This window comes from Nostoc sp. LEGE 12447, from assembly GCF_015206985.1.
Lineage (GTDB): Bacteria > Cyanobacteriota > Cyanobacteriia > Cyanobacteriales > Nostocaceae > Nostoc.
The window spans coordinates 144,182-157,176 of the sequence record NZ_JADEXT010000005.1; the positions used below are offsets into that span (position 1 = coordinate 144,182).

A 12,995-nucleotide genomic window follows, 5' to 3' on the forward strand; every position below is an offset into this window, starting at 1 on the left:
TGATGGAAGAATTTGCACAAAATAAAATTCATAAAATAGCGATTGTAGGGATGGATTGCTATTTGGGTGGCGGCTGCAAGGGATTAGATACCTTTGAACGCAGTATTTATGAAGGAACTCAGCATTTTATTTCCAGACCTCCTCAGCGATGGCAAGCAATAGAAGCACAACAACAGTTGTTGAAAAACTACAGTCTTCCCGATGGTGTAGCACCATTAGGCGCATACATTAAAGATTTTGAAATTGATACTTTCAGTTTAGAAATACCGCCAGAAGAAGTAGACAATTTTAACCCTCAAGAACTGTTGATGCTTCAGGTTGCCGATAATGCTCTAAAAGATGCGGCACTTCGTAAAAGTACGAGAATAGCAATAATAATTGCTAGTACTAAAGACCTAACCCTACATCAACAAAAAGAGCAACTTGAAGATAATGAATATACCAACTACATCGAAAACAGCCTAGCTAATTATATTTCCAAACTGTGGAATTTTGCTGGACCGACATTCACATTAATTGCCGAACAAAATTCTGTTTTTAAAGCCTTGGAGCTTGCCCAAAAGCTACTCACAATCAGAGAAGTAGACGCTGTTTTAGTCGGTGCGATTGACCTTGCTGGGGATGGCGCTAGTGTTTTACAACGAAATGAAATAACAAAAGTTAACACAGGTGTGAATACTCTCAGTTACGACCAGAAAGCCAATGGCTGGATAGTTGGTGAGGGTGCGGCGGCTGTAGTATTGAAGCTCCACGAAACAGCAAAACGAGAGAACAATCGCATATATGCAACGATTGATGCTCTTAGTCTTGTGGAAAATTCAAAATCTAAAATTCACTCTCTCACGGTTCCAAATTCTGAAATGATAGCCCAGGCTTGTCAACAGGCTTTTCATCTTGCAGATATCAAACCAAGAGATATTAACTATTTGGAAGTTGTTGGTAGTGGAATTCCCCAGCAAGATGAGTCAGAAATTCAAGGGTTGCTCACAGCTTATCGCACATTTGAGCCAAATTTAACTTGTGCGATCGGGAGTATTAAAGCAAATATAGGTCATACCTATGCTGCATCGGGGATAGTTAGCCTGATTAAAACAGCACTTTGCCTGTATCATCGTTACATTCCCGCAGTTCCCCAGTGGTCTGGTCCTAAAATGCCAGAGATTTGGCGAGATAGTCCCTTTTATGTCGCTTGTGAATCAAAACCCTGGTTTTTAGAAAAAGGAGCTACTAGAAGAATAGCTGCGATTAACGGGATGGAGATAGATGGAAGTTATGCACATTTAATTTTGTCAGAGGAAGTATATCAGCAACATCACAACAGCAGGTATTTAGAGCAAATGCCTTACTATGTGTTTGCGATCGCATCTGACGAGCAATCAACTCTATTAGAAGAAATCCGCAATCTTCAACAAACCATTAAAGATTGTTCTTCCCTAGCTGCTGCTGCTAGTATGACTTTTACAACTTTTCAACAGCATCAACAGGCAACTTATGCAGTAGCAATTCTCGGACACAATCAAGATGAATTGCAGCGCGAAATTCAGCACTCCCTCAAAGGTATTCCCGATGCCTTCAAGACAGGTAAAGACTGGCAAACTCCTCTAGGCAGCTATTTTACAGCAAAACCACTTGGGCAAAAAGGTAAAATCGCTTTCGTTTATCCAGCAGCCTTTAGTGCTTATCTCGGAATAGGTCGGAATCTATTTCGTTTATTTCCTCAACTTTACGATCAGCTGCTCATCAAAAGTGGTTACAACCGTCTCGCGAATATAGAAAAACTTGTCTACCCTCGAAGTTTAGAAAAATTTTCAAATAGGCAACTGGAAGCACTTGAAAAGGAATTGATTAAAGATTCAGTAGCAATACTCGAATTAGAAATGCTCTTTGCCACACTTTTGACGGCAACTCTGAGCAATTATTTTCAGATCAAGCCCCAATGTGCTTTTGGTTATAGCTTGGGCGAGATTAGCATGATGTTGGCTCAAGGTGTCTGGACTGAGTTTCTAGATAATAGTAAGAGCTTTAACTCATCTCCTCTGTTTAAGACAAGGCTATCTGGTTCCAAAAATGCTGTGCGCGAGTATTGGGGATTACCTCAAGGAGAGGATGATAAAAGCGGAGATTTTTGGCGCAACTATATTCTTATATGTCCAGTATCTCGTGTTCAGGAAGCCATCCAAGATGAAGATCGCGTCTATTTACTTTTAATTAATACTCCAGAAGAAGTCGTGATTGCTGGTGAGATAGAAGCTTGTAAGCGGGTAATTGCCAATCTAAATTGTGATGCTTTTCTTGCTCCCTTCACCCATGTCATCCATTGCGAGGCAATGCGCTCTGAATACCATGAACTTGTGAGATTAAATACATTCCCTAGCCAAAATAAATCAGAAACTATTTTTTATTCCACAGCCGAGTATAAACCAATTGACCTCGACAGTCATTCAATAGCTCGCAATATTGCTCAAAACATCTGTCAACAGCTTAATTTTCCTCGGCTAATTAACCGTGTCTATGAAGATGGCTTCAAAATATTTCTCGAAGTAGGTGCTGGTAGTAACTGTTCCAGATGGATTGATAAAACCCTCAAGGCAAAAGAACAGATCACAGTATCTCTTAATAAAAGAGGTGTAGACGATCATGCTTCTATTATCAAAGCCTTAGCAAAACTCCTTAGCCATAGAGTTGAACTAAATTTATCACCATTATATTCTCAAGAAGCAAAAGTTTCCAATGAAAGTCAGTCTAACGTGAGAACTATAACCTTGCAAAATAGCAAGATTAGTTACACATCTTTGAATAAAAAAAATCACGAAATCCTTCAAGATATCTCTTTTAGATATCCCATCAAAACTGTTAATCAGCAGCAATATCAACTATCAGAATTAAAGGAATTTGCACAAATGAATTCTTCTTTGCTCCCCAATCCTAGCAAAAGTCTTGAAAACACCTCTAGAAATCTAGAAACTCTCCAAGAGCAAGTTAACTTTCAAAATGGCAGCGAACCTACTCAGTTATTGCTACAAGAACGCAATGAAACTGTAGAAAAATTACAAATTAACGAAAATTGGGTAACAGAACAGGAAAAGAATCAATTCGCTCTGACCCCTAGTTTGAAAACTTCCAGCGTTGTTGACGAACCCCATTTGCTCAATTCACACAGTCCTTACTTTCAAAAACTGAGTGAAAATGCTTCCAGGATGACCAAAGCTCATGCTGTCTTTTTACAAGCGCGACAGGAGTCACTAAAGCAAATTAGTACCATTATTCAGTTGCAAATAGCTTGTTATCAAAAGTTGTTTGAATGATAATCATCTAAAGCAGCAAAGTACCCAGATTATTTGAATAAATAATTGGTGCAAAATCAAGCTTAGTAAGACAAGGGGCTTAAGCCCCTTGCTCTAGAGCAAGCTCACAGGTAATCAGTATAAAATCTGCTGTAAATTCTTCAAACATTATCTGGTAAACAATTTTCTGTAACTGGAGGTTAAAAAAGATGATTGGTGCAGATAATATACTAAATAACAATGGTAACTACCTAAAAATTTCAGACTATATATTCCACCAAAATCAAGTTTGGCAAGGTATTTTAGATTTTGTATCTTTTAACGAAAAAGGCATAAAATCTAAGCTTCTAAATTTAGAAAAACCTTGTTATATTATTAGAGTTGAAGGAAAAGTTGGCGCAACTAACGAAGGTTATCCATATCCTTGCAACCAAGAAAAAACTGGACAGGCAGAAATATTAGTATCTACTCCACCTCTGTCAACTCGACAATTAGGCGATCCAAATTTTATAAACTTTCATGGTGTAAAATACGCTTATGCCACAGGCGCAATGGCTCAAGGGATTGCTTCTGAAGAACTGGTAATTGCCCTTGGCAAAGAAAGAATCTTAAGTTCATTTGGTGCTGGTGGCTTATCTCCTGATCGCGTCGAAGCAGCCATTAAGCGTATTCAGCAAGCTTTACCCGAAGGGCCTTACGCATTTAACTTACTCCACAGTCCCAGTGAACCTGCTATTGAACGCGGTGTTGTTGATTTGTATCTTAAATATCAGGTGAGAACAATAGAAGCTTCCGCCTTCCTCGATTTGACTGACAACATTGTTTACTACCGCGCTGCTGGACTTGGTTTGAATGTAGACAATAAAATCGAAATCAAAAATAAAATTATTGCCAAAGTTTCTCGGAGAGAAGTTGCAATTAAATTTCTGCAACCTGCTCCAACAAAAATTTTGAAGCAATTAGTTGAGCAAGGCCTTATCAGTGAATTACAAGCAACCCTAGCTGAAAAAATTCCTGTAGCTGACGATATTACTGCCGAGGCAGATTCTGGTGGTCACACAGATAATCGTCCTCTGGTTTGTCTCTTACCTTCCATCTTAGAATTGAGAGATGAAATTCAAAGAAAATTTTCTTATGAAAAACCTGTCCGAGTTGGAGTAGCAGGAGGAATTGCTACGCCACAATCAGCATTAGCTGCCTTTATGATGGGGGCTGCTTATGTTGTAACAGGCTCGATTAACCAGTCTTGCATTGAAGCCGGAACTTCTCAACATACTAAACAATTATTGGCTCAAGCCGAGATGGCTGATGTGATGATGGCTCCGGCAGCAGATATGTTTGAAATGGGGGTAAAACTCCAAGTGCTCAAAAGAGGAACTCTCTTTCCTTTACGAGCCCAAAAAATGTTTGAACTATATAAAAACTATGACTCAATTGAAGATATTTCCTTGGTGGAAAGAGATAAATTAGAAAAACAAGTTTTGAAAAAGAGCTTGGATGCAGTGTGGCAAGAGACAGTTACTTATTTATCTCAACGCAATCCTGATAAATTGGCCAAGGCTGTTAATAATCCCAAACTGAAGATGGCTTTAATTTTTCGCTGGTATCTGGGATTATCATCCCGTTGGTCTAACTTTGGGGAAAAAGGCAGAGAAATGGATTATCAAATCTGGTGTGGCCCTGCTATGGGCAGTTTCAATGACTGGGTTAGAGGTTCTTACTTATCTGAATCAAATAATCGTCAGGTTGTTGATGTTGCTAACCATATTATGACCGGAGCGGCGTTTTTATACCGGATACAAAGTTTGAAAGTTCAGGGCTTACAAATGCCCGCTTATTACAGTGAATATCGTCCAGTCACTTTTAATTAAAGGAGGAAAATCACATGAATACTGTTAAAATTGATAACCGAATTCCCAAAATTCAAAATAAGCTTTTCGAGCAGGCACATACTCATTCTTTAGAATTAAAGCCTGTTGCTATCGCCATGAGCAAGCAGGGAATTAAAGGAGAAAAACTCTACTCTCATCCGGGAATGCTTCCCTTACCGGTACCGATTTGTGAGTATTTACTTTCCTTTAATGCTCGTCAAATGTCGATTTTATCTGCGACATTTTTTGCTAACTTCTACAAGTATGTTGCCAATAGCGAATATCAGTCTCTCATGTCCAATATGAGTATTGCTGAAAAAGTTTTTGCTTCCTACTCGGACGAATTTATGATTCTTCACCAGGAAACTAATGAAGAAATGGATCATATTTGGTCTTTTAGAACCGTATATAGTATGGTCTGCCGAGAAATAGGAATTCAAAGCTCCTTTGATGAGCCTGGTTTTTTCTATGGTTCTGTTGGTGCAATACCTCAATCAGATTTTGACAGTTTCGATACCCGTTTTACTTTTGATGAAGATTTAAATGAAACTCTGCTGAATCTTCAAAAGGGGAAAAGCTTTCTTAAAAATATTGTAGAACAGACACAGCAACGAGGCCAAAATTTTACATACCGAAATTTAAGGTTCATGATTGGGGATGCCATGAGGATGCTACCGGCCGAAAAAGTTCAAGAAAGTGGCTTGGGTAGCTTAACTCTGCTGTATCGGTACATGGCTAACGTGGAGTTAAAAAAAAGCGAAGCCTATTTATTTGATTCCCCTGAAAAATTTGATTATGAACCATTAGCTTTTGAATTGAATCAAGGCCACTTAACAGATGAAGCACGTCATTACACAACATCTTTTGATTTAGGAGTAGAACTGTATAGGGTAGCTCCTCCAGAGGCTCAAGATTTCGTTCGATATTTCATACAGCTAATTGTGGAAGACTATATTAGTGCTAGTTACACTACTTATTTGGAGAAGTTAGACCTCACTGTGCAAGGAATCATGCTAACTGATATTAGAGTTGGGCTGAACTCACTAAGTATGTCTCTGCACCACCCTGAATTAGCTGATAAGCAAGTAGATATAAATCAATTAGTTAATTCTTGGAGACAGGTAAGTTCAAAGTGGCGCAATATAATTGGTTACATGGAACAAAAGAGTTGGCAATACAAATCTCAGCAGCTAGAGCGTCTGATAAAGGCACTGGGATTGGAGTTAAATACAAGTAAGCTAGGTAATCGCTATGAGCGTTACAAGGATGCTTTGGCAATTAAGGAAATTCAAAAAGTTGTTGAAGTAGCCTAAGGGTTGCTAAATCTGCTAACCCTCTTTCTTGACACTAGTGAGTTTAGAAATGATAGTATCTATTCATTTTGAAAATGATCAAAAAACACTTCAAGTCGAAGCAAACCAACGCTTAACTAAGATTTGTGATGAACATCCTAGTTCAATTTTATTTGGTTGTCGTTGTGTTGCTTGCGGAACCTGTCTTATAGAAGTTATGAGTGGGATAGAAAATCTAACTCCTGTGATGGATGAGGAGCAGATTTTACTTGATGTGTTGGCTCCAGATAATCCCAATGTTCGCCTAGCCTGTCAATGCGTAGTGCAGGGTGATATTCGCATTCGGGTGGCTGATTAATTGATAAATGTCACGTAGCTCGATATGCGCTTAGGAGATATGCAGCAGTAGCAAAAGTAAAACTTTTTTCTAATATCTCCTACCTTAAACTTTTCAAAATTTTAGCCAGTACAGCAATCCTATCTAAGCTGTGAACAAAAATTATAGCCTGTTCATATCCTATTTAGGAATGCCATATATCTTATTCCTTTCACTTCAGAGGTGTGTAAATGAGTCAGTCTACTCCTGAGGCAACTAAAAAGCAGTCTTATACCGCAGAAGAAATTCAAGCTTGGCTAGTATCTCATATTGCAGAGCAGCTAGGAGTCGAACCCAAGGATATAGATGTCAGTCAGCCTTTAGACAGCTACGGTTTAGAGTCAGCGCAGGCAATGTTTCTTGTTAGCAAAGCCGAGAAGCTGTTTGGTTTTGAGCTATCTCCAATTTTATTGTGGCATTACCCCACTATTGAAACGCTATCCCAGCGTTTAGCCGAAGAATCTAAAGCTTCGCAATCAGAGATTTTTGAGATTTGAACAACAAAGCTGTTATTGAATAGTTCGCAACACAAGATTTTGATAGTTTGAAACTATGAATATATCCAGGTTTTTAGCACAGCTTAACCAAAAGGTTGTTCAGGTTATCGAACAATAATTACAACCTAAATTGAGAACTAAGCTTGCAAATAATCTAGTAGTTAGAGGGAACCAAAAGTAAATATGATTTACAACAGAAAGCTGGGGCACCTTGAGCAAGCTATGGAAATCTTAAATAGCCGTGCTAAAACCTGGAACATAGTAACTATTAGCCGCATCAAGGGCTATATCTGCGAAGAAACTCTGACACAGGCTTTAGACGTAATCCAATGTCGTCACCCTCGTCTAAATTCAAAAATTGTTGGAGAGAAAAATAGTCTTATTTTTCAAAGTCAAGAAACAGCAAATATTGCTTTCCGCGTTGTCAAAAAGTTAGACAATGAGCAGTGGCAAGAAGTGGTTGATGAAGAGATGAACAACGGAATTGATAGTAGCAAAGGTTTGCTGCGAGTTGTTCTTATTCATCTTTTGGGCGATCAGCATATAAGTTACCTAATTACAACAATACACCATGCGATCGCAGATGGTTTATCATCCATCCAACTTCACTCAGAAATCTTGACTTGTTGTCAAAAAATTGTATCCGGCGAACCAATTAATCCATTTATTAGCTTAACTCCACTTCCACCCATCGAAGAATTAATGCCCGAATGGACTAAGGGATTTAGAGGTAGGATAAATAGCATTATCTTTTTATTGCAGCTTGGGTTGCAAAAAATCTGGAATCGACCAAAAACATTAGGTTTTGAAAAGTACGTATCTATTGCAAAGCGTAGTTGCAATATTATCCACAGACAACTTGACGAAGACTTAACCCAAAAATTTGTAAATCATTGTCGGCAAGAAAATACAACAGTACATAGTGCTTTGTGTGCTGTACTGATGTTTACAATAAGGAGAAAAATAATTAAAGAGAATAGCAAAAATACACGAGTAAACTGCCTATCATATTTTGATTTGAGGAGACATCTCGAACCAGCAATTAGTGATGATCAGATGGCTGTATTAGCCTCCTCTATTATGGGATTTCATACTATAGGGAAAAACACGTCTTTTTGGGAATTAGCCCGTGAGGTGAAACAAAAACTTGAAGTTAGTAAAAAATCCGGCGATCTTTTTAAAATGATTTTGATTGCCAAGCATCTCATAGATTTTTGTTTTATCTATCCCAAGCAAGTAGCTGCCACAGTGTCTGTTTCTAATGTTGGCAAAGTAAATATACCTAAATATTACGGTGAATTTGAACTAGAAGAAATCAGTTTCGCTGGTTCCCATGCTTTGTATGCAGGTGTTTTTGTTCTCCACGCCTCAACTTTTCAAGGAAAAATGCTGTTGAATTTTGTTTTTTCTCAACCTTCAATTAGCCAAAGCACCATGAAACTTCTTGTGAACAATGTTATGTCTTATATTCATGAGATTTGCAATTTGGATTTAGACTCTTCTTTAACGTACAAATAGGCATATTTATTGCTCATTTGATATTCTGAAATATCAATACTTTTAAACAATTAGGATATTCTGAAACTATGAACGCATCAGAGATTATAGCAAACCTTACTCAACAGGGTGTTCATTTGTGGGTTGATAACGACAAATTAAAGATTCGCTCACCCAAGGGCATAATCACATTAGAAATGCAAGCAGAAATAGTTGCTTGCAAAGCGGAGATTGTGGCATTTTTACACGAGATGGATGTCGCTACTAATTTAGATTCTGTCCCTTTAAGTCAAGGACTAAATTTACAGACTATTGGTCGTCTAATTGGGGGATTTTCAGAGCAATCAGCTGTAGAGTATAAGCCGCCAATTATCGATCCTAAAGTTATGGCTCAAAAGCTGATAGTTACATTTAAACCTTTGCCTAATAGCTACAAAAATCAAGAGATTCGGAAATTTCGCCAAGAATTGGAAGTTAAGTTGAGAGATTATGGGGTCAAAGTTTTATCTTGGGAGGAAGCGATCGCAGAATTTAACTATGACTTGACAATTCCAATAATTAATAAAAATAAAAAATTCAAGTTTAAGGGAGTTAAATCAGAAGTTAATGCAATTATTGATGTAGAAATACCTCCTTCTATTCTAAGAAAACTTGGTATTTTTACAGCAGAGCTTCTCTATCAATTTTATTCTAAATTTGTTTTAAATGGTCGAAAAATACCTGTTATAAAAATGGCTCGTTTGAGCAGTTGGGCTGAGGATCATGCCGCTAAGTACGTTGACAATCCTAGTAAAACCCAAGTAATTGTACTTACTAAAATAGACCATGATTTCATCAACCCTCTGATTCCGTATAAACAAAAAATCAATATTGGCTTAAACACTTTAATCAGAACGTTTTCAGAAATTGTTATTGGAGTATCATCTGATAAAATTTCTATATTAAATATGAATCTTTCAGACTCTATTTTCTCCAAAGATGAGATAGAACGGTTTGTTTTGAAATCACTAATTCCTAAAGTTTTTGTGCCAATCGCTCCACTTTTACTGAGTCGATTTGAGCTAGGACAGTATAATCCTCAAGAATCTATCTATGCTGCAAAATTAGTGAAATTGGGTCAGGAATTAGCATCAACAGGTTTATTTCCTCCCGGTTTTAAATTGAATGAAGTGATTAAAAGGAAATCCCATAGAGATATTGTCAGCGTCATTATAAATGGTAGAACAGGTGTCTCTTATGGCTTTGTTGCTTATGCTGAACCTCCACAATATTTTGGAGATGTGGAAGTAACTAAAAACCAGTGGGAAAGTCTACTACCTGTTAAGGGATTTAGTAGTAACGAACTTCGTCAAAATGAAAATGGTAGACGCTATGTCAAAATCAAAATATTAGAAAAATATGTATTTAGACAAATCCCCGATATTTGGCTTGTAAGTTCTCGTTCTGGGTCAAATAAAACAGACTTGAATATCGCTGACGATATTATCAGAATTGGTTTGAAAGAAAAGCTATATTTGCAACTTCCTAAAGTGATTCGTTCGGAATTAGCAGATATGAAACCTTCTTATGATATTTATGTCATGCTTGCGATTAGTCTTTCTGCGGCTTTGTATACACCAGAGTTAATTAAAAATGGTGCGCCAATTGTTCATTTTCACGGCTACCCAGCATTTGATTGGTTTAAACCAAATGAATACTGTGTTGGGGTAAATAATCCTTCAGTACCTTGTGGAACCTATGAATCTGGTGTATTCAACTTTCTGGGTATTTCTAGCTTAGTCGAACAACAAGCTAGAAATATATCTTTAGTTAGTTTAGTAGAACCAGATCATGGCACAAATTTTATAGCTCATGATTTGGATTATTTAGTCGAAAGATTGAAAACTGGGTGTGCAGAAGGGCAAATTGAATTAGGTGGAAAACATTTTGCTTCTCTGAGATCGAAGGTAGAAGAATGTAGAGTCTAAATTTGTGAAAGAGGCTTTTAATTCTCACTGTTTAACCAAGAATTGGAAAGCATGATTCTCTTTGCTGCGGAACTCGTACATGTAGCAAGCTTTAGCAGTAGGGTATGAGACAGCAAAGCTAAAGCATCTAATCAATAATAAGCTTAGGTCATTCACATAAAAATGCTAGAGCGTTATTTCTAGCATTTTTATACGGATGACTTTTTAATATTTACAAAAAATTACTCAAGTATTGATCGAGTTGCGTATGAGTTGCATTTGAGTTGCAATTGAGTATCTTGCTGTCATAATATACTTATAAATCACAAGCTAATGAGATTTTTAGGTAGTATTCAAATGACTTTTACTATATATGTAATAAGTGGAGAAAACACCTGAACTTGTTCCAACAGTAAAGTTGTAGATTAAATCTGTAAACATCGAAAACCAAACTATTATCATTATAGAAATTAATAGATTTATCAGCTTGCGTTTTGCTGAGTTAGCTATAGCAAAGGGAATGAAAGTCCGTGGACTACAAAATTTCTCAGATAAAGCTAAAAAAGCGCAAAAACTCGGTGTTGAGGTGATTGTTAGTAGTGTCACTAATCCAGCTACTGCCCAAATGGCTTGTCAGGTAGTAGATGTAGTTACACATACGGCTGAACTAGCTAAAGAAGGTGGGTCAATTGACCATTTTCATGAGGTAAATATTAGGGGCACTGTCAATATAGCTAAAGCTGCTAAGAATGCTGGTATCAAAACCTTTGTGCATCTTTCGATGGGATGCAGCGCATACAGGAATAGCTGAGAAAAAGAGACATCCAAAAGATAATTGAATCACCGTAGTTGATTTAGAAAATTTTCATACCAAGTGTTAAAGCATCATACATAAATATCAAGTATTAGACCATGAATAAACAACCTCTTCGTATTGCGATTTTTACAGCATTATATGCTCCGTTTATGTCGGGGGTTTCTATGGGAGTACACCAGCGTGTTCGCTGGTTGCTACAGCAGGGACATGAAGTCTTTCTGATCCATCCTGGTGTCAATTATCTGTATCCCAAAGAAGTTCGCGATCGCCCCATGTTAAGGCTGGAGGAAGTTCAGTCTTTCTCCAACTTTTATTCTTATGCTTACCCAAGCAAACCAATGATATTCTACAATTCTCTTCCCGAACCATTGCACTATCGATATTGGAGTGATACCAAGCTGTTATTAAATTTTCAGCCTGACATTGTGGTGGTTGAAGAAGCGCCAGGAATGATCGGTTACTATTCACTTTTTTTGCAAGGTTATGGTCGCCTTATTGGCATCGAATACACAAAGCGAACAGGCACACCAATAATATCTATATTCCATACCGATATAGTTGCTTATATTCGATATTACATAGGAGAGTGGGCTTTTAGATTTATTCGTCCGATCATTCCCATTTTAATTAAGCAATTGAGTGAGGCTTATGATGTTAATTACTTTTCTTCCCAAGAACAACTCACTAAGTACAAATTGCTGGCAGCCAAACGTCTAGAATATCTTCCCTATCAAGGAATTGATTGCGAAAAATTTCATCCCCGAAACATTTGTTATGACCCTATTCCTGACGATCAACGACCCACTCTGTTGTTTGTCGGACGCATTAGTGCAGAAAAGAACGTCAAGCAACTCCTAGATGCATTTGTGCTCATTGCTGCCAAAATTCCTGATGTCCATTTAGTGATTGTTGGTAGTGGTCCCCAGGATAAAGAGATCCGTCGGCGTGCCAAAAAGTTTGAATCTGGTATTACGGTTTGGGGTGAGTCTCACGGTACAGAACTTTTGGGCTGGTTTGCGCGAGCAGATGTATTTGTCAATGCCTCCGTCACCGAAAACTTTTGCACCACAACTAACGAAGCGCTGGCTTCTGGAACCCCTGTAGTTGCAGTCCTTGCGCCTTCAACTTCAGAGCAGATATCCTCTGGTCGCAACGGCTTCCTAGTTGAACCTAACAACCCAAAAGATTTCGCTATGAAGGTGATTGCGATTCTAGAGAATCCGGCTCTAAAAGAAGAAATGTCTCGACAGGCTCGCCTCTACATACAAAAATTTGATTGGTCGGCGTGTATGGAAAAATTTGAAGAAAAACTTTATCAGCATGTTGGAGCATCGAAAAAACTGGAGGTAAAAGGTGCTGCACAGGTAGTTAATAGGTAGGCAAATAACGAAAGTCTGTGAGTTGTACATATCTGC

General features: G+C 37.8%; 9 protein-coding genes. All 9 read left to right on the forward strand.

What is annotated here, in order from left to right; all coding sequences use genetic code 11:
• Window positions 1–2 precede the first annotated feature (2 nt).
• The 9 genes from IQ274_RS08915 (at window position 3) to IQ274_RS08955 (ending at window position 12,959) form a co-directional block, all read left to right on the forward strand.
• Entirely contained in the window at window positions 3–3,305 is a 3,303-nt protein-coding gene (locus IQ274_RS08915) for a PfaB family protein (protein ID WP_194142021.1), read from the forward strand.
• A 188-nt stretch (window positions 3,306–3,493) separates the two neighbouring features.
• Window positions 3,494–5,155 (forward strand): PfaD family polyunsaturated fatty acid/polyketide biosynthesis protein, encoded by a 1,662-nt coding sequence (locus IQ274_RS08920; protein ID WP_194142022.1) that lies wholly within the window; start codon window positions 3,494–3,496, stop codon window positions 5,153–5,155.
• Window positions 5,156–5,169: 14 nt separating this feature from the next.
• On the forward strand, window positions 5,170–6,468 hold the full coding sequence (locus IQ274_RS08925) for a hypothetical protein (RefSeq protein WP_194142023.1): 1,299 nt from the start codon (window positions 5,170–5,172) through the stop codon (window positions 6,466–6,468).
• A 49-nt stretch (window positions 6,469–6,517) separates the two neighbouring features.
• Complete coding sequence (locus tag IQ274_RS08930; RefSeq protein WP_163929783.1) at window positions 6,518–6,805, forward strand: 2Fe-2S iron-sulfur cluster-binding protein; 288 nt, start codon at window positions 6,518–6,520, stop codon at window positions 6,803–6,805.
• A 209-nt stretch (window positions 6,806–7,014) separates the two neighbouring features.
• Window positions 7,015–7,320 (forward strand): phosphopantetheine-binding protein, encoded by a 306-nt coding sequence (locus IQ274_RS08935; RefSeq protein ID WP_114080668.1) that lies wholly within the window; start codon window positions 7,015–7,017, stop codon window positions 7,318–7,320.
• Between the two features lie 183 nt (window positions 7,321–7,503).
• Window positions 7,504–8,838 (forward strand): phthiocerol/phthiodiolone dimycocerosyl transferase family protein, encoded by a 1,335-nt coding sequence (locus tag IQ274_RS08940; RefSeq protein ID WP_194142024.1) that lies wholly within the window; start codon window positions 7,504–7,506, stop codon window positions 8,836–8,838.
• A gap of 68 nt (window positions 8,839–8,906) precedes the next feature.
• Entirely contained in the window at window positions 8,907–10,784 is a 1,878-nt protein-coding gene (locus tag IQ274_RS08945) for a hypothetical protein (protein ID WP_194142025.1), read from the forward strand.
• 466 nt (window positions 10,785–11,250) lie between these two features.
• Window positions 11,251–11,574 carry an NAD-dependent epimerase/dehydratase family protein gene (locus IQ274_RS08950; RefSeq protein ID WP_228058112.1) on the forward strand — a complete coding sequence of 108 codons (324 nt, stop codon included), beginning with the start codon at window positions 11,251–11,253 and terminating at the stop codon, window positions 11,572–11,574.
• A gap of 101 nt (window positions 11,575–11,675) precedes the next feature.
• Window positions 11,676–12,959 carry a glycosyltransferase gene (locus tag IQ274_RS08955; RefSeq protein WP_194142027.1) on the forward strand — a complete coding sequence of 428 codons (1,284 nt, stop codon included), beginning with the start codon at window positions 11,676–11,678 and terminating at the stop codon, window positions 12,957–12,959.
• Window positions 12,960–12,995 lie beyond the last annotated feature (36 nt).

Excerpts from the sequence above, each read along its gene's own strand:
- IQ274_RS08915 (WP_194142021.1), top strand. The coding sequence starts at position 3 with ATGGAAGAATTTGCACAAAATAAAATTCATAAAATAGCGATTGTAGGG.
- IQ274_RS08920 (WP_194142022.1), top strand. The coding sequence starts at position 3,494 with ATGATTGGTGCAGATAATATACTAAATAACAATGGTAACTACCTAAAA.
- IQ274_RS08925 (WP_194142023.1), top strand. The coding sequence starts at position 5,170 with ATGAATACTGTTAAAATTGATAACCGAATTCCCAAAATTCAAAATAAG.
- IQ274_RS08930 (WP_163929783.1), top strand. The coding sequence starts at position 6,518 with ATGATAGTATCTATTCATTTTGAAAATGATCAAAAAACACTTCAAGTC.
- IQ274_RS08935 (WP_114080668.1), top strand. The coding sequence starts at position 7,015 with ATGAGTCAGTCTACTCCTGAGGCAACTAAAAAGCAGTCTTATACCGCA.
- IQ274_RS08940 (WP_194142024.1), top strand. The coding sequence starts at position 7,504 with ATGATTTACAACAGAAAGCTGGGGCACCTTGAGCAAGCTATGGAAATC.
- IQ274_RS08945 (WP_194142025.1), top strand. The coding sequence starts at position 8,907 with ATGAACGCATCAGAGATTATAGCAAACCTTACTCAACAGGGTGTTCAT.
- IQ274_RS08955 (WP_194142027.1), top strand. The coding sequence starts at position 11,676 with ATGAATAAACAACCTCTTCGTATTGCGATTTTTACAGCATTATATGCT.